The 24089-nt window shown below is 66.1% G+C and carries 20 protein-coding genes; 11 read left to right on the forward strand and 9 right to left on the reverse strand.

Annotated elements, in window-relative coordinates; genetic code table 11:
• Nucleotides 1-37 precede the first annotated feature (37 nt).
• The 4 genes from JC881_RS14720 to JC881_RS14735 form a co-directional block, all read right to left on the reverse strand.
• The gene (locus tag JC881_RS14720; RefSeq protein ID WP_233101803.1) at nt 38-994 is read right to left on the reverse strand and encodes a ribonuclease Z; all 957 of its coding nucleotides are present in this window, start codon (nt 992-994) and stop codon (nt 38-40) included.
• A gap of 51 nt (nt 995-1045) precedes the next feature.
• Entirely contained in the window at nt 1046-1594 is a 549-nt protein-coding gene (locus JC881_RS14725) for a hypothetical protein (protein WP_198786459.1), read from the reverse strand.
• Between the two features lie 36 nt (nt 1595-1630).
• A complete protein-coding gene (locus JC881_RS14730; protein ID WP_198786460.1) occupies nt 1631-2854 on the reverse strand; it encodes an RtcB family protein in 1224 nt (407 codons plus the stop codon).
• A gap of 714 nt (nt 2855-3568) precedes the next feature.
• Nucleotides 3569-5122 (reverse strand): vWA domain-containing protein, encoded by a 1554-nt coding sequence (locus JC881_RS14735; RefSeq protein ID WP_198786461.1) that lies wholly within the window; start codon nt 5120-5122, stop codon nt 3569-3571.
• Between the two features lie 214 nt (nt 5123-5336).
• On the opposite strand from JC881_RS14735, the gene rtcR reads away from it, so the two are divergent.
• The 6 genes from rtcR to JC881_RS14765 all read left to right on the forward strand — a co-directional run bounded on the left by rtcR (nt 5337) and on the right by JC881_RS14765 (nt 10216).
• Nucleotides 5337-6950 (forward strand): RNA repair transcriptional activator RtcR, encoded by a 1614-nt coding sequence (gene rtcR, locus JC881_RS14740; RefSeq protein ID WP_198786462.1) that lies wholly within the window; start codon nt 5337-5339, stop codon nt 6948-6950.
• A gap of 16 nt (nt 6951-6966) precedes the next feature.
• Nucleotides 6967-7308, forward strand: a complete 342-nt coding sequence (locus tag JC881_RS14745) for a low molecular weight protein tyrosine phosphatase family protein (RefSeq protein WP_198786463.1) — start codon at nt 6967-6969, stop codon at nt 7306-7308.
• Nucleotides 7309-7312: 4 nt separating this feature from the next.
• On the forward strand, nt 7313-7879 hold the full coding sequence (locus tag JC881_RS14750; protein WP_198786464.1) for an exonuclease: 567 nt from the start codon (nt 7313-7315) through the stop codon (nt 7877-7879).
• Nucleotides 7876-8739 carry an alpha/beta hydrolase gene (locus tag JC881_RS14755; RefSeq protein WP_198786465.1) on the forward strand — a complete coding sequence of 288 codons (864 nt, stop codon included), beginning with the start codon at nt 7876-7878 and terminating at the stop codon, nt 8737-8739. Before JC881_RS14750 ends, JC881_RS14755 begins: the two co-directional genes overlap by 4 nt.
• On the forward strand, nt 8736-9683 hold the full coding sequence (locus JC881_RS14760) for an ornithine cyclodeaminase family protein (protein ID WP_198786466.1): 948 nt from the start codon (nt 8736-8738) through the stop codon (nt 9681-9683). Before JC881_RS14755 ends, JC881_RS14760 begins: the two co-directional genes overlap by 4 nt.
• Before the next feature lie 263 nt (nt 9684-9946).
• On the forward strand, nt 9947-10216 hold the full coding sequence (locus JC881_RS14765; protein ID WP_093438423.1) for a hypothetical protein: 270 nt from the start codon (nt 9947-9949) through the stop codon (nt 10214-10216).
• A 216-nt stretch (nt 10217-10432) separates the two neighbouring features.
• On the opposite strand, the gene JC881_RS14770 is transcribed toward JC881_RS14765, so the two are convergent.
• Nucleotides 10433-10858: a hypothetical protein gene (locus JC881_RS14770; RefSeq protein ID WP_198786467.1), complete on the reverse strand. Its 426-nt coding sequence runs from the start codon at nt 10856-10858 to the stop codon at nt 10433-10435.
• 241 nt (nt 10859-11099) lie between these two features.
• Between JC881_RS14770 and JC881_RS14775 the strand changes: the two genes are divergently transcribed.
• On the forward strand, nt 11100-13511 hold the full coding sequence (locus JC881_RS14775; protein WP_198786468.1) for a DNA polymerase II: 2412 nt from the start codon (nt 11100-11102) through the stop codon (nt 13509-13511).
• A gap of 209 nt (nt 13512-13720) precedes the next feature.
• The gene (locus tag JC881_RS14780) at nt 13721-14134 is read left to right on the forward strand and encodes a hypothetical protein (RefSeq protein ID WP_233101804.1); all 414 of its coding nucleotides are present in this window, start codon (nt 13721-13723) and stop codon (nt 14132-14134) included.
• On the opposite strand, the gene JC881_RS14785 is transcribed toward JC881_RS14780, so the two are convergent.
• The 4 genes from JC881_RS14785 to JC881_RS14800 form a co-directional block, all read right to left on the reverse strand.
• The gene (locus tag JC881_RS14785) at nt 14112-15182 is read right to left on the reverse strand and encodes an RNA methyltransferase (protein ID WP_198786470.1); all 1071 of its coding nucleotides are present in this window, start codon (nt 15180-15182) and stop codon (nt 14112-14114) included. The genes JC881_RS14780 and JC881_RS14785 overlap by 23 nt on opposite strands.
• 103 nt (nt 15183-15285) lie before the next feature.
• The gene (locus JC881_RS14790) at nt 15286-15633 is read right to left on the reverse strand and encodes an immunity protein Imm33 domain-containing protein (RefSeq protein WP_198786471.1); all 348 of its coding nucleotides are present in this window, start codon (nt 15631-15633) and stop codon (nt 15286-15288) included.
• A 17-nt stretch (nt 15634-15650) separates the two neighbouring features.
• A complete protein-coding gene (locus JC881_RS14795; RefSeq protein WP_198786472.1) occupies nt 15651-18404 on the reverse strand; it encodes a hypothetical protein in 2754 nt (917 codons plus the stop codon).
• 123 nt (nt 18405-18527) lie between these two features.
• Entirely contained in the window at nt 18528-21617 is a 3090-nt protein-coding gene (locus JC881_RS14800) for an autotransporter outer membrane beta-barrel domain-containing protein (protein ID WP_198786473.1), read from the reverse strand.
• 364 nt (nt 21618-21981) lie between these two features.
• On the opposite strand from JC881_RS14800, the gene JC881_RS14805 reads away from it, so the two are divergent.
• The 3 genes from JC881_RS14805 (at nt 21982) to JC881_RS14815 (ending at nt 23954) form a co-directional block, all read left to right on the forward strand.
• The gene (locus JC881_RS14805; RefSeq protein WP_198786474.1) at nt 21982-22419 is read left to right on the forward strand and encodes a JAB domain-containing protein; all 438 of its coding nucleotides are present in this window, start codon (nt 21982-21984) and stop codon (nt 22417-22419) included.
• 164 nt (nt 22420-22583) lie between these two features.
• Nucleotides 22584-23201: a hypothetical protein gene (locus JC881_RS14810; protein ID WP_198786475.1), complete on the forward strand. Its 618-nt coding sequence runs from the start codon at nt 22584-22586 to the stop codon at nt 23199-23201.
• A 39-nt stretch (nt 23202-23240) separates the two neighbouring features.
• Nucleotides 23241-23954, forward strand: a complete 714-nt coding sequence (locus JC881_RS14815) for a hypothetical protein (protein WP_198786476.1) — start codon at nt 23241-23243, stop codon at nt 23952-23954.
• Nucleotides 23955-24089: the final 135 nt, after the last annotated feature.

The raw sequence follows: 24089 nt of genomic DNA on the forward strand, positions 1-24089 counted from the left end.
CTAGCTGTTTGTTTCTTCTTGCCCCGCCTGATTGTCTTCAGGCGCGGACAACGGTCACCTTGCCTTGGCTGTCGAGCTCGAACACGTCGAGGTCATTGGCCAGAAAAGCCTGGCCGCGGTAGCAGGCCTCGGTTTCAGCCATCAGCGCGGCCATGCCTTCGGGGTTCTGGTGCCGCGCACTGAAATGCGTGAGAACCAGATTGGGCACGCCGGCAGACGCCGCGAACTCGGCCAGCAGGCGCGCGGAGCTGTGCATCGGGCCAGGCCCGACCTTGTCGAGCACCTCCTGCGTGTACGTGGCCTCGTGCACCAGTAACTGCGCGCCTTCGCAAGCCTCGCGCAGTAAAGCGGGTTCAGCGTTGTCGCCGCCGAGCACGGCGCTCGCGGTGTCGACATGCGTCTCGGCAAAGTCGGCACTGCGCAGCACCGCGCCATTGAAAGGCACGTCGTCGCCGTTCTGCAGCGCACGCCAAGCGAGCCCCGGCGGCAGGCCGGTCGCGCGCAGGGCCTCGGTCTTCAGGCGCACGCGCCGGGTCTGGACCTGCATGCGGTAGGCGTGACTGGGCACGCGGTGGCGCAGTACGTGGCGTTCGATGCGCAGCCCGGGCGCCTCGTGCACGAGCGGCCCTGCCTCCGGGTCCACATGCCCGATATCGTAGGGCAGGTGCAGGTCGGTCAATCGGCGCGTGGCCTCGAACCACTCCCACACCGGCTGCGGCGCGACCAGCTTCAGCGGCTTCGTCCGCTTGCCCATCCCAGCGCTCGCGAGCAGGCCCGGCAGGCCATAGCAATGGTCGCCGTGCACATGCGTGATGCAGACGGTGGCCAAGTCGTTCAAGGACAGCGGCGTCTGCTGCACACGGTGCTGCGTGCCCTCACCGCAATCGACCAGGAACCAGTCGGAACCAAGCACGGTCTGCACGGCCAGCCCGGAGACATTGCGCTGGCGCGTCGGGGTGCCCGAGGACGTGCCCAGGAATGTGAGTTTCAACATCATTTTTTTCCTTCCTCCCGGCGCTGAGGCACAGGTTCGTTTTCTTTCAGCTCAGTCGGCCGGGCGCCACAGCCCCTTGTTCTGTTCGATCACGTCCAGCATTCGCCGTGCGCGTCCGCGCGTCCATCCATCCTTACGCATCGAGAGTTCGCAAATGCGTGCCGTGAACTTGTCGTCCGCCCACCGTGCCGCAAGCTGGCAATCATGGCGGAATCGGCCCGTCGAAGGCCGGCGGACCAAGGTCTCGAGCAAGACACAGCGCAGCGCGGCGCGCTCTTTCTCGGACAACTCGCATCGCTTGAGCAGGTGGCACAAGCGATCGCGCAAATAGCCGGACCGGTGAAACCGCGGACTCAGCGCGAGATATCGCATCGCACCTTCACGCCATGCGCCCTCGCCTTGCAGAATCCCGTCCCGCGCCTCGTCGCTCCACAGCGCGAACACGGGACTCTCGTAGCGACGAAAGTCTTCCGCCGCTGCTTTCCAGGCGGCCCGTCCTGCGGGAGAACCACCGCGCTTTCCGAAAGCCTCGCTCAAGGTTTGCTTCAGGCGCGCCATCTCCGCTTCGGTTTGCCGTATGCACCTTTCGTCGATCCTCATCTTGGCCCTCTCATGCCGGCCTCGACGGGCGGCTTCTCAACCCTTCACACAAACCACCTGCTTGAGCGTGTAGACCACCTCCACCAGGTCCTTCTGCGCCTCCATCACCGCGTCGATGTCCTTGTAGGCCATCGGGATCTCGTCGATCACGTCGGCGTCCTTGCGGCATTCCACGCCTTCGGTCGCGGCGATCTGGTCGGCGACGGTGAAGAGCTTCCTGGCCTTGGTGCGGCTCATCGTTCGGCCCGCGCCGTGGCTGCAGCTCATGAAGCTCTCGGGGTGGCCTTTGCCGCGCACGATGTAGCTCTTGGCACCCATGCTGCCGGGGATGATCCCGAGTTCGCCGGCCTTCGCGCTCACCGCGCCCTTGCGGGTCACGAGCACGTCTTGTCCGAAGTGCGTCTCGCGGCTCACGTAGTTGTGGTGGCAGTTCACCGCTTCCACATGCGCCTCGAAAGGCTTCGCGATGACCTTGCGCGCGGCCGCGACCACGCGCTGCATCATCACTTCGCGGTTCGCTCGCGCGAACTTCTGGGCCCAGCCCACCGCGCGCACGTAGTCGCCGAAGTACTGCGCGCCTTCCTCGAAGTACGCCAGGTCCTGGTCGGGCAGGTTGCGCTGGTGCAGCTGGGCGTCCTTTTTCGCGAGTTCGATGAAGTGCGTGCCGATGGCGTTGCCCACGCCACGCGAACCCGAGTGCAGCATGAACCACACGGCGCCCGCTTCGTCCAGGCACACCTCGATGAAATGGTTGCCGGTTCCGAGCGTTCCGAGGTGCTTGTGGTTGTTCGTGTTCTTGATGCGCGGGTAGTCCTCGCAGATCAGGTCGAACTCTTCCACCAGCTGGGCCCAGGCGGCATCGGTTTCATCGGGCGGCGTTTCCCACGAGCCCTTGTCGCGGCCCATGCGCTTGGGATTCGAGCCGTGCGGCACGGCACGCTCGATCGCCGAGCGCAGCGGGCCCAGGTTGTCGGGCAGGTCGCGCGCGTTGAGCGTGGTCTTGCAGGCCATCATTCCGCAGCCGATGTCCACGCCGACGGCGGCGGGAATGATCGCCTTGAAGGTCGGGATCACCGAGCCCACGGTCGCGCCGATGCCGTAGTGCACGTCGGGCATGGCCGCGATGTGCTTGAACACGATGGGCAGGCGCGCGGCGTTCTCGAGCTGCTTTTGCGCTTCGTCTTCCACAGGCACGCCGTTCGTCCACATCTTCACGGGGACGCCGTTGGCTACTTCATGCAGTTTGTAGTTCTGTTCCATTTTTTTTCTCTCTCTATTCTTTATCTGACTGACTGGCGGACACGGTGGCCCAAAACAAAAAGAGGTGACGAGGAGCGACGGGTCATGTGCTGAGCTACCTGCCGAAACAGACCGGGATTCGGACCCGGGACCTTCATGGCCAAGACCATGACGCTCTACCTGTAAACCCGCCTGCACTCACCTCACAAACCGTCAAAGCGTTTCCTTGCGACAAGGAAAAGACGAAACCGCTCTACCAGCTGAGCTACCGCCTCCCTTTGCGAAAGCAGGCGGGATTCGAACCCGCGACACCTGTAGTTTCATCAGCATTCACAAGGGAAACACCAACCTCCCTGACAAAAAAAGCAGCGACAAGAATCGACGAAACGTCGTGCTCTACCACTGAGCTACGGTCTTTCGACCGACGGGATTCGAACCCGCGACCACGAGATTAATAGTCTGTAGTTCCGTCAGCATTCGCTGCAAAAAACAGTGCGACGAGGATGGCAAGACATGCCCACCGGCGAACCGGTGTCGGGGTTCGACCCCCGGGCGTCCCGATGTAGTCCTGCCTGCATTCGCACAACAACCTTCATCCCCGTTCGGCGACAAACATTCGATGCGAGGAAGAACATGGTTGGATGTACTCGCATCTGCATTCGCCGAACGACGACGTTCAATTTCTTCGGATCGGGCGCCGCGGGCCAAGGCCCACGGCACCCTCTCTCTTTCTACTCAGATCGAAGTCTCTTCGATCACACCCACCCAGTGGTCGGCGCCCAGGCCACCCGCGGCATACACCGCCAGCAGCTTGAACACTTCGTCGCTGAAGCCGCCGATGTTCAGCACATCGTCACGCTCCTGCGCCTGGGTGGTCGCATAAGGCTGGATATCGATGCACGCCAGCCGTGCCTTCGGGTTGCGCGCCTTGAACGCCGCCCATTCCTGCATGGTTGCCGTACCGCGGCCGCGGGCACGGTCGGCCCACGATTCGTTGTCCGACACCAGCACCACCAGATCGGCCTGCGCCTTCTCCTTGTTCAGCAGCGCCAGTGGCGCGCTGCACGAGGTACCGCCACCACCCACCGCCGCCAGCCTGGCCGCGTTGGTCATCACCGAATCACGCGGATTCAGCGCGAGCGGCACCACCTTCGTCTCGAAGGGCAGCACACGCGCATCCGCATTGCGGCGCAGCACGGCGGCAGCCACCAGCGCGGCCACATCGATGCAGCGCACCGCCGAAGTCGCGGAACCGCGGTGGCCCGTCACCGGCGAGCTCATCGAGCCCGACACGTCGGGGCACACCACCACGCGGCCCTCGAACACCGGCACGTTGGCCAGCGCGAGCTCCATCGCGTCCTGCAGCGCCTCCTTCACCGCGTGCGGCACCTCGGCGCCGGTTGCGGTGAAGGCCGCCATCAGCTGGTACGGCAGCACACGCGCCTTGGCCACGGCCTCAGGGTCGCGCAGCTTGGCGGCCACCGCTTCGGCGAGGCCCGGCAGCTCGAACACGCCGTGGCGCGCAAAGGTGTTCAGGTTCTGACGCACCATCTGCCACGATCCACGCTGCGCGATCTGCGCCCAACCCTTCGCGTCCAGCGCCAGCGCGGTCAGCATCTGGAACGGCACGTCGGGCAGCTCGAGCGAGCGGTCGCGCTTGAAGCGCTCGAAAGCCTGCGTCACCGGAGGCAGTGCCTCCAGCGCATACGGACGATCGATCAGCCATGCGAACCACGCGGCGCGCCATGCTTCGGCGGGCTTGGGGTGAACCATCTTCACCACGTCGGCCAGCGAAGGCGTGTTGCCCACCGCGGCGTTCAGCAGTTGCGCCTCGGACGCTTGAAGCAGCCATTGCTGCACGAGCTTCTTCGGACGCGTGCCGAGCGACTTGCGGCCCACGGCACCCGAACGCAGCATCTGCACGAAGTTGCGCAGCATCTTGCCGTTGTCCACCACGCGGGGGAACACCTTGGCGAGCAGCGACACGTCGCGCACCGCCAGCGTTGCGGCCAGCAGCGCGGGCATGTCCTTCATGTGGCCAGCGCGGCGTGCGTACACGGCCGTCTTGGCAACGAACACCGGATCGATTTCGCGGGCGAGGGCCAGCACGGTATCGAGCTGGTCCTGGGCTTGTGCGTAGAAAGTGCTGTTCAGGCAACCGGTTGCGGCGAGTTGCGCCAGCTGGTGCTTGGGCGACAGCGCATAGGCCGCACCACCCGCTTCATTGAGCGTGTGGGCCGAAGGCAGCAGCGTGCCGCGCAGGGTCTGGAAGAGTTGAAGGTTCGCCATGTGACTTCTCCTTGAGGGGTTCTTTTTGTTCGTTCGATTTCTTGGATGTGTGATCCTTATTGCAACGGGTGTGCCAACTCGGGCCAGGCGCATAGACAAATTCCCAAGCCATTGATTTGATTAGGTTTTTTCGACCTGTTCGTGGCCGAATCAGAAAATTCCGTCTATTCGAATCGGCACTTCTTATAATTTTGGATAGTCTTTTATCCAAATAATGAAGAAACCCATCGTCGTCATCGGCTTCCTCGGCACCCAGCTCGATGCCGGCAAGGGCGCGGGCCGCTGGAACAAGTGGCGCCCCACCGTCTCGCTCGCGCAGCACGAGGACATGGTCGTCTCGCGCATGGAGCTGCTCTACACGCTGCGCCACAAGGCACTGGCCGAAGTGGTCAAGGCCGACATCGCCACCGTGTCGCCTGAAACCACCGTCAACCTCGTCCCGCTCGACCTCGAAGACCCTTGGGACTTCGGCGAGGTCTACAGCCGCCTGTACGACTGGGCGCGCGCCTACACCTTCGACACCGAGCGGGAGCAGTACTGGACGCACATCACCACCGGCACGCACGTCGCGCAGATCTGCATGTTCCTGCTGTCCGAATCGCGCGTGGTGCCGGGCGTGCTCGCGCAAACGTCGCCGCCGAAGAAGCAGCGCGAGGGCGAGGCCGGCAAGTACACGCTGATCGACCTGGACCTCTCGCGCTACGACGTGATCGCGCGGCGCTTCGACGCGGAGCAGCGCGATGCGGTCGCGTTCCTCAAGAGCGGCATCGCCACGCGCAACGCGCGCTTCAACGCGCTGATCGACGAGATCGAGCGCGTGGCCGTGCGCTCGCGCGCGCCGATATTGCTCGTCGGGCCGACGGGCGCGGGCAAGTCGTTCCTCGCGCGGCGCATGTTCGAGTTGAAGCAGGCGCGGCACCAGATGAGCGGCCCCTTCGTCGAGGTGAACTGCGCCACGCTGCGCGGCGACGGTGCGGCGTCCACCTTGTTCGGGCACAAGAAGGGCTCCTTCACCGGGGCCGCGAGCGATCGCCCCGGCCTGCTGCGCACTGCGAACCAGGGCGCGCTGTTCCTCGACGAGATCGGCGAGCTCGGGCCCGACGAGCAGGCGATGCTGCTCAAGGCCATCGAGGAGAAGCGCTTCTTCCCCGTCGGCGCGGACAAGGAAGTGGAGAGCGACTTCCAGCTGATCGCAGGCACCAACCGTGATCTGCGCAGCGATGTGGCAGAGGGCCGTTTTCGCGAAGACCTGTTCGCGCGGATCAACCTCTGGACCTACGACCTGCCCGGCCTCGCGCAGCGGCCGGAAGACATCGAGCCCAACGTCGATCACCTGCTGGCCATCCACGCGGCCGAGAACCACCGCGTCGTGCGCTTCAACGCCGAGGCGCGCACGGCCTACCTGCGGTTCGCGCAGAGCGGCGAGGCGATCTGGAGCGGCAACTTCCGCGATCTCTCGGCGAGCGTGACGCGGCTCGCGACGCTGGCGGATGGCGGGCGGATTCCTGTCGCACTGGTCGAGGCCGAGATCGCACGGCTGCGGTGGCTCTGGAAGCACGGAGGGCCGGCCGCCGCTGCTGCAGTGAATGGCGATGTGGATCTGGACGCCTTGCTGGGCGAAGAGCGTGCAACGGCGCTCGACCTGTTCGACCGGCTGCAGCTCGAAGCGGTGGTGCGCGTGTGCCGGCAAGCGCGCAGCTTGTCGGATGCAGGGCGCCAGCTCTTCCAGGCCTCGCGCGAACAGCGCAGTGTGGTGAACGATGCGGATCGCCTCCGCAAGTACCTGGCGAAGCACGGCATCGAATGGAGCCGCATCGCGCAGGCCTGAGCTATCCTCCGCGCCGATGGCCACCCCTGCGCGCAACGTCCTCTTCATCTGCAGCCGCAACCAATGGCGCAGCCCCACCGCCGAGCAGCTCTGGCGCCGGCATCCATCGGTCTCGGCGCGCTCCGCGGGCACGAGTCCGAATGCGCGGCACCGCGTTTCCTTCGACGACATCGAGTGGGCCGACGTGATCCTCGTGATGGAAGAAAAACACAAGTCGCGGCTCGTGGCCGAGTTCACGCGGATGCTGGAAGGCAAGCCGATCCACGTGCTCGACATTCCCGACGAATACAAATACATGGACCCCGAGCTGGTCGAAGAACTCCAGCGCTCGGTCGGGTCCATCCTCGACATCGATTGACCTCATGACCGAGATCTACATCAGCACCGACGTCGAATCCGACGGCCCCATCCCCGGCCCGAACTCGATGCTCAGCTTCGGCTCGGCCGCCTACACGGCCGACAAGCAACTCGTCTCCACCTTCAGCGCCAACCTGCACACCCTGCCCGGCGCCGAAGCCGACCCCAAGACCGCCGCGTGGTGGGAAACCCAGCCCGAGGCCTGGGCCGCGTGCCGCACCGACCTGCAGGACCCGGCGCGCGCCATGCAGAACTACGTGACCTGGCTCAAGGGCCTGCCCGCGCGGCCGGTGTTCGTGGCGTACCCGGCGGGCTTCGACTTCCTGTTCGTCTACTGGTATCTCATGCGCTTCGCGGGCGAGAGCCCGTTCAGCCACTCGGCGCTGGACGTCAAGTCGTTCGCGATGGCGATGCTCAGGCTCGACTACCGCGACAGCACCAAGCGCGCGATGCCCCAACGATGGTTCGACAAGCTGCCGCACACGCACATCGCGCTGGACGATGCCATCGAGCAAGGCGCGCTCTTCTGCAACATGCTGGCGGAAAACCGCCGGGCCGCGGGCGAGCCATGACGGGACCGAAGCGCCGCTGGTGGCAGCTCGCGCTGTGCGCCGTGCCGCTCTTTCTCGGCGGCTGCGTGCAGTCGATGTTCTATTACCCCGACCACGTGCGCTACGAGACGCCCGATGCGCTGGGCCTGCGCTACGAGAGCGTGCAGTTCCAGAGCGCCGACGGCACGCACCTTACGGGCTGGTTCATTCCCGCGGTGGGCCGGCAGGGCCCAAAGGAGGCGAAGGAAGCCAAGGGCACCGTGGTTCATTTCCACGGCAATGCGCAGAACATGTCGACGCACTGGCGCTTCGTGGCGTGGCTGCCCAAGCAGGACTACAACGTGTTCGTGTTCGACTACCGCGGCTACGGCGAGTCCGAAGGCGTGCCCGAGCCCAAGGGCGTGTTCGAGGATTCCAGCGCCGCGCTGAATTACGTGCGCTCGCGCGCCGATGTCGATGCCGGGCGCCTCTTCGTCTTCGGGCAGAGCCTGGGCGGCACCAACGCGATCGCGGTGGTCGGCTCGGGCAACCGGGCCGGCGTGAAGGCGGCGGCGATCGAATCGACGTTCTATTCGTACGCGTCGATCGCGAACGACAAGCTCTCGGGCGCGGGCCTGCTGGTGAACGACGACTATGCGGCGTCGAAGTACGTGGCGGCCATCTCGCCGATTCCGCTGCTGTTGATCCACGGCACCGCCGATGGCGTGATTCCGCATGCGCATTCGCAGCGCCTCTTCGCCGATGCGCGCGAGCCCAAGCGGCTGATCGAAGTGCCGGGCGCCGGCCACCTCGAGCCGATGTCCGCACCGCGATTCGGCACCACCTACCAGCAGGCGCTGACCGACTTCTTCGACGCCGCGATGCGTTCGCCGGCACCATGAAGCACTTCGACGAAGCCGCCACCCGCGCGCCCCTGGGTTTCGAGAAACTCGTGCCCGCATTGCGCGCGGCTTTCGCGGCCGAGGCGCAGGTGCCGCCGCGCCATGTGCACGGCATCGAGACCGCGAATGCGGAAGGCGGCAGCAAGGGCACCGTGCTCATCATGCCGGCGTGGAGCGACGCGGGCTTTCTCGGCATCAAGACCATCAACATCTTCCCCGGCAACAGCGCGCGCGGCCTGCCGGGCCTGCATGCGACCTATGTGCTGTACGACGCGCGCACCGGCGTGCCGCTCGCGATGATGGACGGCAACGAGATCACCGCGCGCCGCACCGCCGCGGCGTCGGCGCTCGGTGCCTCGTTCCTCGCGCGACACGATGCGCGCCACCTGCTGGTTCTCGGCACCGGCCGCATCGCGCGCATGCTGCCGGCCGCGCATGCGAGCGTGCGACCCCTCGACGAAGTGACCGTGTGGAACCATCGCCCCGAAGGCGCCGAGGCGCTGGCCGCGCAGCTGCGTGCCGAGGGCTGGAACGCGCAGGCCGCGGTCGATCTTGAAGCGGCGGTGCGTAGTGCCGACATCGTCAGCTGCGCCACGCTGGCCACTTCCCCACTGGTGCGCGGCGAATGGCTCGTGCCGGGCTCGCACCTCGACCTCATCGGCAGCTTCACGCCCGCGATGCGCGAGGCCGACGTGCAGTGCTTCGCGGGCGCGCGCACCTTCATCGACACGAACGAGGCCCTGCAGAAATCGGGCGACCTGCTCGATGCGATCGCGGCCGGCACCCTGCGCGCGCCGGAGGTGCAGGGCACGCTCGCCGACCTCTGCCGCGGCGAACGCGCGGGCCGCCACGGTGATGCGGAACGCACCGTGTTCAAGGCCGTCGGCAGTGCGCTCGAAGACCTGACCGCCGCCACGCTCGTGTGGCAGCACACGGCCGCCTGAATCCGTCATTCAGGGTAAGTCCTGATCGTTCTGCGGGGCCTGCGACCCAACTAGGGGTCATGCGCAAGAGACACTCCATGCAACGAACGCGCGCCGCCGGGAGGCCGGCCCGTTTGTTCATGGCACGAAACTTGAAAGCAGCCAAGGGGAACCCGGTGTTGGACGACAGGCGCATACGTCATTCGGCTGATAGCGCCCCGCACCGAGTAGCACTAATCTGCTAATGCAAAGCGATCAGAGAGAGAAATCAGAGAGGCAACCGAATGCTCACCATCCTTCAGAAAGCCAACATCCTCAGCAAGGTGGGGTTCGACGTGCCGGCGCGACCGGACGACGATCTCTCGACCAACGCCGTGACAGGAGCGGCCGTCAAACCCGAAGGCATTTCCCAGAAGGCGCACGACTGGGCCAAGGCCATCGAGACCCTGTACGTGGCCTATGTGGCCGCCCGCGCCGCCAAGAGCCTGCGCGATTCCGAGGAAGTGCGGCAGACCGCGATGCTGCAGAAGCTGTCCTCGAAGGCTTACGCCTGAGCGGCTGAGCCGCCGGGGCAGCGGGCCCTTCGCATCGCTGCACGAGCGATGCGGAAGAAGAGCGCGGCCTGCGGCCAGCGCTCACGAGCAGCAGCGCATCGGCCGCTGCCGCTCTTCTCTCTTTTCCCTTCTGCGGGAGTCCTTGCACGTTGCGACTCCCCTCATTCAGCCCGCGCGGGCGCATGCAGCGCCCGCAGTGCCGGGCTGACTTGCCTTTTACTTGCCTTGCGCCGATTGCAGCACCGGGTTCTGCATGGTCGAGACGACCTTGCTGTTCACGCGCGAGCCGCTGGTCACGTTCTGGTCGGGTGCGGCGGCGGTGGCCATGGCTTCCTGGTAGACCTGGGCCGGGTCGCGCTGCGCGGTGAACGGGTCCGGACCGCGCGAGCCGCGCGTCACGTTCTGGTTCGGTGCGTGGGCGGTGTCCACGGCCTGCTTGTACATGGCTTCGGAGTCTGCCGACGAAACGAACGGGTCCGCACCGCGCGAGCCGCGGGTCACGTTCTGGTTCGGTGCATGGGCGGCGGCGACGGCTTCGGCTTCGACTTCCGCGCGGCTGCGGCCAGACGATTGCTGGGCCTGGGCGGTGGTGACGGCGAGCACCGCGAGTGCGGCGGCGAGGGCGAGTTGCGAGGTCTTCATGATTGGTTCTTTGCGAGTTGTTTGGAGGGGGTCGTCCCGTGGATGCGGGAAAACCCTGACCGAGTCTCGCGGGGCCAAAAGGCAGATCCGTGACGGCCCCAGGCGGCGATGGGTTGCCAAGCCGGGCGCCGACGCGTTGCGCGCGCTTCTGGTACGGCAGACTTCGCAACGGGCGAAAATCGGCCGCGCCCAAGTCCCTCTCTCCTGCCGCACCCGATTCCTCCCCCAAGTCCCAGCGCCCGTGACATCCACCGAACTCAAGGGCTTCATCCTCACCCGCCACTGGCGGGATGCGCCGGCCGGCACGGAGATCGAATACTGGCTCGCAACGGATGGCGGACCGGTCAAGGTCGTCCTGCCCGCGCAGACCTCCGTCGCATTCGTCGCAACCCGGCACAGGGCAGAGGTGGAGGCGCACCTCGCGGCCATGCCGGGCATGGAGGTCCGTGAGCTCGAGCTGAAGACCTTCCAGCAGGAACCCGTCGTCGGCGTCTACGCGAAGCACTTTCGCCAGCTCGGCCGCCTGGCGCGTGCTCTTCAGGCGCAGCGCATTCCGCTGCTCGAAGCCGACGTGCGCCCGCACGACCGCTACCTGATGGAGCGCTTCATCACCGCCGGCGTGCTGGTGGAAGGAGGCCTGGAAGGAGGGCACGCAGACCGCGCCACCCTCGTCGACTGCAGGCTCAAGCCCGCGCCCGAATACCGGCCGGTGCTGAAGGTGGTGTCGCTGGACATCGAGACGAGCCAGCACGAGGCGCTCTATTCCATCGCGCTGGACGGCATGCCCGACCGTGTCGTCTTCATGCTGGGCGAGCCGCCACCCGAACCCAGTGAGCCAGCTGAGCCGGGTGAGCCGGGTGGGCCCATGGACTTCTCGCTCGTCTATTGCCCGACCCGCAAGGCCATGATCGAGAAGCTCAACGACTGGTTCGAGCGGAACGACCCCGACGTCCTCATCGGCTGGAACGTCATCCAGTTCGACCTGCGGGTGCTCCAGAAAACGGCCAACGACTGCGGGGCGCCGCTTCTCCTCGGGCGGGAGCGCCGGCCCATCGAATGGCGCACGCACCCCGGCAAGCAGGGCTACCTGTTCGCGCCCACGCCGGGCCGCGTGATCATCGACGGCATCGACGCGCTCAAGGCCGCTGTATGGAGCTTCCCCTCCTTCAGCCTGGAGACCGTCTCGCAAGCGCTGCTGGGCGAGGGCAAGGCCATCGGCGACGACTACGACAAGATGGCCGAGATCGAGCGGCGCTACCAAGAAGACAAGCCCGCGCTCGCGCACTACAACATCCGCGACTGCGAGCTGGTCCTGCGCATCTTCGAGAAGGCCAAGCTGCTGCAGTTCGTGATGGAGCGCGCCCAGACCACGGGCCTGCAGGCCGACCACTTCGGCGGCTCCATCGCCGCGTTCAGCCACCACTACCTGCCGCGCATGCATCGCCTGGGCTACGTGGCGCCGAACGTGGGCGAGATCCCGAGCAAGGCCTACCCCGGCGGCTACGTGATGGACTCGAAGCCCGGGTTCTACGACTCCGTCGTGGTGCTGGACTACAAGAGCCTCTACCCCTCGATCATCCGCACCTTCCTCGTCGACCCGGTGGGCCTCGTGGAAGGCACGCACGCCGCCGACCCGGCGATGGCCGTCAAGGGTCCGCAAGGCACCGTCTTCTCGCGCGAGAAGCACTGCCTGCCGGAAATCGTGACCACGTTCTGGCGCGCGCGGGACGAAGCCAAGCGGGACAAGAACGAGCCGCTGTCGCAGGCGCTGAAGCTGCTCATGAACTCCTTCGCCGGCGTGCTGGGCGCGGCCGACTGCCGCTTCTTCAATCCCAAGCTCGTGTCCGCCATCACCCTTCGCGGCCACGAGATGATGAAGCTCACACGCGAGTTCGTGGAGAAGCGAGGCTACGCCGCGATCTACGGCGACACCGACTCCATCTTCATCTGGCTCAAGCGCACCCACACCAACGAAGAAGCGCACGCCATCGCGGCGACCCTGGCGCGAGACCTCAATGCCTGGTGGACGCAATCCCTTCGCGACCAGCACGGCCTCGCGAACTTCCTGGAGATCGAGTTCGACACCCACTACAAGAAGTTCTTCATGCCGACCATCCGCGGCTCGGAGGTGGGCAGCAAGAAGCGGTATGCGGGCCTGAGCGTCGATGCCAAGGGCAAGGAGGACATGGTCTACCGCGGCCTGGAGATGGCGCGCAGCGACTGGACCCCGCTGGCGCGCCAGTTTCAGGAGGGGCTGCTCTCGCGCATCTTCCACGGCGAGCCCTACAAGGCGTTCGTCGCGGACTATGCACAGGCGCTGCTTGCAGGCGAGATGGACGACCTGCTCGTCTACCGCAAGCGCCTGCGCCACCGCCTGGATGCCTACCAGGTCAACGTGCCGCCGCAGGTGCGCGCGGCGCGGGTTGCCGACGACTACAACGCCCAGCTCGGGCGCCCCAGGCAGTACCAGAACGGCGGCTGGATCCGGTACGTCATGACGCAAAGCGGGCCCGAGCCCATGGAGAACCGCCAGTCCCGCATCGACTACGAGCACTACCTGGGCAAGCAGCTCCAGCCGATTGCCGACGCGCTCCTGCAGCCGATGGGTGAGAGCTTCATGGCGCTGACGACGGCGCAGCAAGGTCTGTTCTAGGGCGTTGCGAGCGGCGCGACGGCCTTCGTGCCACCGGCGTCTAAATGGAAGCCCCATTGCCTTGTCCCGGCAGATCGACGCCCAATCCGTATCGGGCGCGTCACCGGATATTTTCCAACCGGCATGGCCGCCTCGCAGGCCCCGCGCTGGCCCCTTTCGCGCCGAACGTCCCGTCGCACAACATGGAGAAAACCAGGATGCCCGCAGCCATGTTCGCCGCCCTCTTCTTCACGGTGGCGCTTCTCGTCACCACGGCCTACTTCATCATGGGCTCCATCCCGCTGCTGGTGCTCAAGCACGACACGCCGCTCGATGCGCGCTTCGTGCGCGGCTTCTTCAACCTCTACTACGTGGGCGCGTTCATCACGGCCAGTGCGACGGCGATCAGCTTCGCGCTCGCGGGGCGCTTCGGCATCGCCGCGGGTGCGGCGGCGCTGGCGGCGATGGCCATCGTGCTCCGCAAGAAAGTCATCCCCAAGATGGACGCACTCGGGGAACAGATCAAGTCCAACTACATGGACGCGATTCCGGGGTTCCGCAAGACGCACATCACCGCCATCCTGATCAACCTCGCGCAGCTGGTGGTGATCGTGTGGACGCTCATTGCGGTGAGCCGGCAGTAGCAGTAGCAGCAGCAGTAGCAGCCGCCCCGCGCCGAAGCACCACCGGCGCGCCACCGGCCGCACGCGCCCGCAGCTGGCCGCATCCGCCATCGACATCCTGCCCCGCCGAATCGCGCAGCTTCGTCAGGATGCCGCGCTCGTGCAGCGTGCGCGCGATCTCTTCGCAGCGCGCCCACGACGGCCGGCTGAACGCCACGCCGTCCACCGCGTTGAACGGAATCATGTTCAGCACGCCGTACTTGCCCGAGAGCAGTTTGACGATGCCTTCGATCTCGTCCTCGCCATCGTTCACGCCTTCGAGCAGCGCCCACTGGTACTGGATCGGATAACCGGTCGCCCGCGCATAGCGCTCGCCCGCATCGACCAGTTCCTCGGGCGTCATGTTCGGCGCACGCGGCAGGAGCGTCCGGCGCAGCCCGGCCTTGGTCGTGTGCAGCGAGAGCGCCAGCGCCGGCTTCACGCGCTCCTGGTGCAGCCGCTCGAACGCACGCGGGTCACCCACGGTGGAGAACACCAGGTTCTTGTGGCCGATGTTGCCCACGGTGCCGAGCAGCTCGATCGCCTCCATCACGTTGTCCAGGTTGTGCGCGGGCTCGCCCATGCCCATGAAAACGACCTTGCGCACCTTGCGGCGGGTGCGCGCGAGCGCGACCTGCGCAACGATCTCGGCGCTGCCCACCTGGCGCAGCAACCCGCCCTGGCCCGTCATGCAGAACTGGCACCCCACGGCGCACCCGACCTGCGACGACACGCACAAACCATCGCGCGGCAGCAGCACGCTCTCCACGGTCTGGCCGTCCGCAAGCGTGACCAGCAGCCGCTCGGACCCATCGGCGCCGGGGTGAACGGTGTGAATGCGCGCGAGCCCCGCGAGCTCGGCCTCGATGGCCGGCAGCGCCTCCATCAGCGACGACGGAAAGAAGCTGTGCGGCAGTCGCCGGCCGCTGTCGCGCGGCAGCGCGTGCGACCACAGCCGCAGGATGCGCTGCTCGTGGCTCGGGCCCGCGCCGGCTTCGCGGAGGCGCCGTTTCAGTTCGTGGATGCGCATGCGGTGTGGGGGGATGGGCGGTGGGGTAGCGGTGGGGGTGGCGTGCTGGCGGCGTCAGCGATCCGTCGCCCGATTTTCCCATCAACCCCTTCGAGCCGGCGGCTCAGCCGCCCGGCTTGAAACCGAACACCTCTTTCCAGGCCGCATCCGCGCTGTCGCGTTCCCATGCCGACCCAACGGGCTTGTCAGTGACCGCGCTCAACGTGGGGTCCATCTTGAGAAAGGAATTCAGCGGACAGATTTTCGGCGGGTTGTCGTCGAGCACTTTCTGGCTCTCCCTTCCGCTCTGAAAGATCCAGCCCGAGTCGTACGGGTTGTTCGGCTTCACCCGGTAGGCGAAGCACACGGGCAGCCGGTTCGGTCCCATCACCTGGTCCGAGGCCAGCACCAGCGGCGCGAGGGCGGCGAACTTGTCTTCCCACGGCTCTTTCTTCTTCTTGAATGGCCACATGTCGATGCTCCTTCCGTTCAGTGTCTGGTGCCCTTGACGCGATCGATCAGCTTGCGCGCGAAACGCCCCAAGGTCATCGGCCCCAGCCGATGGTTGAGCCGCGCGCGCTGCGCTTCGGGCATCTGCGCGCCGAAGCGCCGCAGCGTGTCGCGGATCGTCGTGTACTGCTGCTCGTGCCGGCCCATCAGGCCATACGCCTCGGCGAGCCATTCGCTCGCATTGACGACGCGCTCGCGCATCGGCGCGTCGGTGCTCTCGCCGAAGCGGCCGATGAGCGTCTTGTAGACCTCGGCGCGCCCCGCCTGGTCGCCTTGCTGGCCGAGCACGCTCGCCTGGTCGATCATCGCCTTGGCCACCCACAATTGCAGCGTGGCGTCCTTCGCGTGGCCGTCGCGCCCGAGGAGCCGCGCGTAGCTTTCCAGCGCGGCGTCGGTGTCGCCGGCCTGCTTGTGGGTCAGGCCCTGGCAATAGAACGCACGCGCCACGCGGCGGCGAAGATCGATCACGTTGGAGTCGCTCCAGCGCGCGATGATGTCGCTGTACACCGCCTGCTCCTGGTCATGCCGCCCGAGCTTGTCGAGCGCCGCGCTCTTGTAGCCCAGGCACAGCGCGACGCGCTCCTGGATCGACATCGACAGGTCCTGGCCATAGCGCGCGTCCATCTCGTCCGCGCACGCGACCACGCGTTCGAGCTGGCCCAGCTGCTGCAGCATGTAGGTCTTGTTGACGAGCGCGCGAGAGCACTGGTTGCGCAGCTCGGGGTGGCTCGCTTCGATGTGCTCGGCCAGCACCTGGTCGGTCAGCGCGATGCCCTCGCGCTGCTTGCCGGCTTCGCCCAGCTCGTAGCCGCGCGTGATGGTGGCGCGTATCTCATCGAGCTTTTCGACGCGCAGGTCCGGAAAATCGCCGCCGAAATCCGCGCCCGAGAGCCTGTCGAGCGTGACGAGGCAGGTCTGGCGGCTCGCGGCCGCCTTGGACAAGGTGTCGCGCATGGCCTCCGAGGTGATGTTGCGAAAGCGCGCGACGATTTCGTCGTACACCGCGAGCGCCTCCTCCGGGCGGTCCACGAGCTTGAGCAGCAGGTAACCTTTGTTGAGCAGCGCGCTCGCCACGATCTGCAGCACCCGCTCGTCGGCCTCTTCGGCCGTGAGCGCGAGCAGCCGGTCGTAGGCCGCGAGCGACGCATCGAAGTCTTCGGCTTCGCGCAGTTCGTGGGCGTGCGAATACAGCACATCGATCACTTGCCTGCGCAGATCCGCGACCGGGTCGCGCCCGAAATCCGCGGCCAGCGCGTCGAGCATCGGCGTCTGCGCGTCGAGCGGCTGATCGCGCAGGGCCACCATCTGCAGGCGTGCGTGCAGGGCCTCTTCGCGCATCGCCTGGCTCGCGCTCGCATCGACGCCCGATGCGGCCGCCTCGTACAGCGCGATCGCCTCGCCGTTGCGGCCGGCGCCGCGCAGCACGCTGGCGCCCGCCATGGCGGCGCGCGTCGCGGTGAGGACGAGCGCTGCGTCGGTCTCGCCGGTGTGCTTGCCGAAGCGCGCGTGCACCGCCGCGAACTGGGCGGCAGCGTCTTCCGAACGGTCGATGTCGCGCAGCGCCTGGCCGCGCGCCACGCCGGCGCGCGCGACCCAGCGCCGCACCGGCACGAGCGCCGAATCGCCGAAGCGCGCATCCAGCGCGTCGCAAGCGGGCAGCACGTCTTCGGGCGCTTCGGCGTCGTAGGCGGTGCGGCACATCACCTCGGCCATCAGCTCCTCGATGTCGTCGCCGGTGTGATGGCCGAAGCGCGCGATGAGCGCGGCGCGCACCGCAGGCACTTCGTCGTCGCGGCCGAGGCGGTACAGCACGTGCGTCTTCAACGCCATCGCGCGGCAGGCGCGCAGCGCGACGCCGGGCAGTTCGTCGGCAAGATGCGTGGCCAGCACGTCTTCGCAGGCGGCCAGCGCGCGCTCGGTTTCGCCGGCGTCGTCGAGCATGTCGGCGCGCAGGAACCCGGCGCGCGCATGCACTTCGCGCAGCGCCTCGCGCGGATCGCCCCTGTAGGCGGCGAGCACTTCGGCGAGCATGGGGATGGCCTCTTCGACGCGCCGGCCCGCGTCGGCCAGGCGCATGGCCTGGGTGATGCGCGAGTGGCCGACCCAGCCGGCCACGGCGGGCTCGGGCGCATGGGCCAGGTCGCGCCACGCGGCATCGAAGGCCTCGCGCGATTCAGCGGGGTACTCCAGGTCGGCAAGCAGCTCGCCGCGCCAGATGCGGGCGCGCGCGACGGTCTCGCGCGTGGCCTCGGGCGCATCGCCGGCGTAGCGGCGCACGATGTCTTCGCAGCTGCGCACCATGTCCACCTTGGCGAACGCGCCGCCGAGGGAGCCGGCCACCACGGCGCGCTGGAAGGCGGCGTGGGCCACCCAGGTGCGCACCTCGGGCGTGGTCGCGTCGCCGAAGCGGCGCTCGACTTCTTCATACGCCTGCACCTCGCGCCGGGCCTCGCCCATGGCGCGCCATGCGCTGCCCTTGGCGTTGAGGGCCTGCGCGATCCAGAGCGCGCGGCCGGCCGGTGCGGCATCGGCATGCGCGATCAATGCATCGCAGAGTTCGGCGCGGTCGGCGTGCCGGCCGAGCTGGGCGAGCGCCTCGCCCTTGCGCAGCCACGCTTCGTACAGGTGCTCTTCGAGCAGGGGGTCGTTGGCGGCGTGCAGGCGGACGATGACCTGCTCGGCCTCGGCGATGCTGGCCAGTGCCGCGGCTTCGACTGCGTTCGTCGTGCTCAATCGGGGTCCTTCCCTTGCGTGCCGCCTGCCCGTTGCAGGCAGGGGCACTTTAAAGGAAGGCGAAGTCGAAGCCGGCGCGGGGCCGGCGCTTCACGCGATCATGCGATCACGCAGTCAAGGCCATCACCACCGCACCTTGAACCCCACGCTCGCATTCACCCCGCTCTTCACGCGCGAATCGCCGCTCGAGCTCCACAGCTTGCCCAGCTCCGCGTACACGCCCACGTTCTCGCTCACCTGCAGCGTGCCGCCTACCGCCAGCTCGGTGCTGGTGCCGCCGGTGCGCGTGGAGATGTCCGCAAAGCCCGCCGGGCCGATGAAGCGCGCGACGTCGGTGCCGCGGTTGCCGCGGTACACGTTGGCGCGCACATAGGGCTGCAGCACGCCGGCGCCGGTGGCGATCTGGCCCTTCACGCGCACGCCGGCGCGCACCAGCGTGCCGTTCTGGCTGTCCTGCTGCACGATCGCGCCGGGGATGCCCACGTCGCCCAGCCGCACGCGCTGGTGCACCAGCTGCAGCTGCGGCTCGATGGTCCAGTTCTGTGCGATGGCGAACGATTGCCCCACCTCGATCGACGCCAGCGTGCTGTTGCCTTTGCCGCCGCTGGAAATGCCCAGCGTGGGCGATGCGGTGTAGCGGTGGCGCCCGGCCTGCAGCACGCCGTCGACGTACAGGCCGCTGTTGTTCTTCCAGGTGGCGTAGCCGCCGACGTATTCGCTCTTCTGGTCGGTCTTGCCGACCGAGAGGTTCGCAAGGCCGCTGGCGAAACCGTTCACGCGCATGTCGCCATCGAGCTGGCCGACGTACACGCCCACGCGCCAGTTCGGGTCGGCCCACACGTCGGTGCCGGCCTGGAAGCCCGTCAAGCGACCCTTGCTCGTGGGGCTCACGGTGCCGCCTTGCGAGATGGTGCGATCGGTGCTGATGATGCGGCCCCAGGCCTGGCGGTAGCCCTGCGTGGGTGAGCCCGTGTTGGGGCCGGCGACCAGGTCGTCGCCTGTGCGCTGGTGCATGTTGCCGAGCATCGCGAGGCTGGCCTGGCGCAGCTGCTCGGGCAGCGCGGCGTAGAGCGGCACTTCGGCGCGGTAGGTGGGCACGGGCAGGCCGCCCACGCCAGTGCCTGTTCCGGTGCCGGTGCCCGTGCCTGTACCGGTGCCCCCACCGCCACCGGGTGGCGTGACGGGCGCGGCGGTCGAGCGCAGATACCAGTTCTCGCCCGCGCCGGCGGCATCGGCCGCGTACAGCCGGTATTCGTAGGCGCCCGCATCGACATGCGCGCCGGCCAGCGCGAACGCGCTCTTGGTGGTCTGCGCGGTGGTGGTCGCGCCGTTGATGGCGCTGATCACCTCGATGCCGTTGCCGGTGGTGAGCGCGCCCAGGCCGCCCAGGTTGGTGATCTGCACATTGGTCGTGCCGCTCGCGACGGCGGTCGCCCCGCTCAGGATGAGCCGGTCGCTCGCGCTCGCGCTGCCGCCCAGCGCGGTGCCCAGCCGCAGCGTGCCGCCGTTGCCCACCCACGGGCCGTTCACGGTGAGCGTGGTGCCGGGCACCGTGCCCACCAGCGACACCGTGCCGCTGTTGGCCATCGACGCGATCGTCTGACTGTTGCCGGCCATGTCCAGCGTCGCGCCCGAGGCCACGGTGAAGGCGCTCGCGGCGCTGAGGACGTTGGCCGCGCCCGCGCGCAGGGTACCCACCGCCACATTGGTACCGCCTGTGTGCGTGTCGGCGCCGCCGAGCGTGAGCACGCCTGCGCCGGCCTTCACGAGATCGCTGGCGCCGGAGATCGCGCCCGTCCACGCGAGGTCGCGCCCGTTGGTATCGATGGTGCCCGTGCCGCCCAGCAGCAGCGCGTTGTTGACGGTGAGGCCAGCGGCGCCGGCGATGACACTCGCGGTCGCGCCCGCGCCGATCGAAATTGCGCCCGTCATCGACGAGCCCGTGTTCAGCGTGAGGCTGTTGGCGCCGCCCGTGAACGCGACCGCCGCGGCGCGCGTCGCGCCATCGCCGCCGAGCCCGCCCGAGATGGCGCCGCCGTTGACGATGGCGAGGTTCGCCCCCGTCACGCCCGCGCCGCCAACGCCGTTGGCGCCGGCCGGTCCGCCGCTGCTGTTGGCGCCGCCTGCGCCACCCGCGCCGCCGGTGATCGAACCGGTGTTGTTGATGCTCGCGCCCGCGCCGGTCGATGCGAGGCCCGCCCCGCCATCGCCGCCAGCGCCCGGCGAACCGGTGCCGCCCGCGCCGCCGCCCGCCGCACCGCCCGCGCCCCCGGCGCCGCCCGTGATCGCGCTGCTGTTGCCGAAGGTGACGGCCACGCCCGCGAGCGTCGCGCCGATGCCGCCCGCGCCGCCGCCACCACCCGAGGCGTTGGCACGCGGCCCCGGCAGTTCGGCCCCGCCCGCGCCGCCCGCACCGCCCGCGATGGGGCCGGTGCTGTTCACGGTGAGCCCCGGGTTGGTCGAGTTCAGATAGAACCCGCCGCCCCCGCTGCCGCCCCCGCCGCCTTGCGAGAACGCGTTGCCGCCCTGCCCGCCCGCGCCGCCTGTGGAAGAACCCGTGGCCGTGTAGTTGCCGAGCGGGCCGTTGAGGATCGAGCCGTACCCGCCCGCGCCGCCGCCGCCGGCCGCCCAGTAGCCGTCGCCGCCCGCGCCACCGGCGCCGCCGGTGTAGCTGTCGGCCGAGTTGGAAATGTTGTTGCCAATCGACGCGCCCTGGAAGCCCCCGCCCCCGCCGCCGCCGTAGCCGTCGCCCACGCCCGGCCCGCCGGTCTGCGCCTGGCCCGCGCCGCCCGCGTCGCCCTGGAACGCGCCCGGCCCGGCCGGCGTGCTCGCCGCCCCGGCCGCGCCGCCGTTGCCCGGCGTGGCGCCGCCGAAGCCGCCCGTCGTGGCGTTGGCCCCCGCGGTCACGCCGCCCGGCGTCGACGCCCCGCCCGCGCCGCCGAACGCGCCGATCGTGCTGTCGTTGAGCCCGCCGCTGCCCCCGGCGCCATCGCTGCCGCCCGCGCCGCCGTTCAGCGTCGTCTCGCCGACCGGCACGCCGCCCGCGCCGCCGGCGGCGAGCACCGGCACAACGCACACCAGCAGCGCAGCCGCTGCCGCCACGGCGCGCACGCCGCCCGTGCTGGACGAGCGCGAAGGGCCGCGCGAGATTTCCGGCGCGGCCACCCAGGTGGCCAGCGCGGGATTCCAAAGGGTCCGGAAGATTTTGTTCATGGCTTCAACGTGTTTTGCGGTCATTGATCGGGCCAGGCGCCCGAATGCAGCAGCAATTGCTTGCTCCTCCCTCCGCGCGCCGTTGATTTCTCGCTTGCAAGTGAAAAATGTAAGTACGCGTACCGGTTACGCATATACCCGGGCGGGAGTACCCCAAATGCGCCGGATTTTTGTGGCGTGGTACCGCTTTGCCTCTCGGGCGGGAGGGTTTGAGTCGGGGTACCTATCACCGGCGTCAAGAAGTAACAAATGCTTCGCGCATCTGGCAATTTCCTCGCTGGGGAAGGCGCAGGAGCGGCAGTGGGCGGCCGCAAAATCCTGCGCACTATCAATACGCGGGCACCGCGAGAGGGAGGAACTGAAGATGGCTTACTTGAAGGAACTCAAGGTCACGTTCAAGCGGAGGCAGGTGGATGACGACCTGATCAACAAGCCCGCGCAAAGCCCTGAGCAGGTCTACGCGCTGTTCAAACACTTGCAGGACGAACCGAAGATGAAGGTCGTCGGACTGCATCTGAATTCTCAGATGGAGATTCTTTCGTACGAGACTGCTGCGATTGGCAGTGCGAAAACCGTCGTGCTCAAGGCGGTAGAGATCTATCGCAACGCGATCCTCGCTGGGGCCACTTCGCTGATCGTTGTAGAGAACCATCCTTGGGGTGACTGCAACCCGACGATGGATGACATGGTGCTTGCGGAGCGACTGGTTTCTATTGGGACATTGCTTGATATGCCGCTGAGAGATTTCATCCTAATTGAATATGGAAGGTATTACAGTCTTCGAGAAAATCGATTGATCTAACAGGTCCCTTCACAAAAAAATCCAAAGACCCGGCTCACTCCAAAAAACTAGCAGCCAATAGGCCGGGCACTCGCTGCACTGCCGCAAAAATTAACTCGGCCAACTCTTATATAACTACCAAGCAAGAAGAGATCGCATTCACCAGAAATCTTGAGCACCACAATATGACCCGAAATCATCTCCGCTGGATTCTTATTCTGGCAATTGGCGTGTATGCAATTGCAATTATTGTCGCAATATTATTGCGACGGCCATTTGATCAAAACCCTTCAGCCTATTACGCCGCATACAAGGATGCTATTCCTCTCGTAATTGCAATTCCGGCGGCATATCTCGCATTTGCTTTTCAGCGGCGCAATAGCTACCTACAGGCCCTTCGGGCTGTCTGGGGACACATGGTTGAAGCGATTGCTGCGGCTCTCGCATACACAGAAATAGAGGCTCCGACCCAAGAACAACGACTTCAGGTACTCACAAAGCTGAGTGTTGCAATTGAAGAGGTTCGAGGCGTGTTCAAAAACATTCCAGCCGACGGAGCATCCGATGGGTGGTATCCGTTTGAACCAATTAAACAAATTCACCAAGAAATCCGGGAACTTACCTGCAGCAATTTAACTGATTCGGCAAAATTGCGAAGTAATGCAAAAAAGAGAATCTATGATATGTGGAAGGCAAGTCGATCGCGATTATTGGCCGAATTTGATCGAGACAAGCCAACACATCATCATGCAGAGTATGCCGAATTGGGGCCGCGTCGTGGAACCTCAGCGGGTATCGAATAGGTGCACAAGATTTTACTTTTTTAGCTAAGAGGTAATGCAATGTCGACTCAGATCAAACGAGAACCTGATTTGCTGCAAGCATGGAGTCTGAGGGAGCTAAACGACCGCGTAGAACACCTTCATGGGCGCGATCAGGCGCAGAAAACCGCCACGTGCGCCCAGTCCGTCTGCAAGCGGCAGGACTACATGAAATACCATTATTGCGAGGTAGAGCGACTGATAGGCGCACAGCTTAAAGAAACCAATTCAGATGATATTTTGACCAACTATGTATTTCCCAAAAATACGCCCGAGTATCACGAATTTCATTCTCGACGCACGGAGGCGGAAGCAAATTTAATTGCCTTTTTACAATGCATTCACGCGACCGAAGACACGCTAGCGCATGTCGTTTATTTTGCATTGAATCTTAATCAACTAAAGCCCTCTCGAATCTCAATAAAAGCGGTCTGCGAACTGCTTACACCCAGTCCTCTCCAAGCTGAAATTAGCGCCATGTTGAACAACGCAGAACTAAGGCACGTGGCGGCTTTGGTAAATCACTCAAAGCACCGAAGCGTCGTCGGAGCGGCAATTTCTGTTAGTTTTATTGAAGACGAGCAATCTCACGGACTCAAATTTGAGGGTTTCACCTATCGAGAACATTGCTATCCGCAACGCTGGGCCATCCCATTTATGAAAACGTCTTTCGACGCGATGCAGGAACATATGCTCCGAATCGGAAAGGCGTTGAATGCGCAACTCGCTATTTAGCTTTTGGATTATGAATTTGATCAATGGCTTTATAAACCCGAGGCATGTAAATCGCCGGCGCATCAAGCTCTCACGGGCCTACTTCCACCAAAAGGCAAGACCGTCAACCATCAAGACAGGCGACGTCCTCGGGGG

The sequence above is a fragment of the Variovorax sp. IB41 genome (assembly GCF_016405905.1).
Classification (GTDB): domain Bacteria; phylum Pseudomonadota; class Gammaproteobacteria; order Burkholderiales; family Burkholderiaceae_C; genus Variovorax.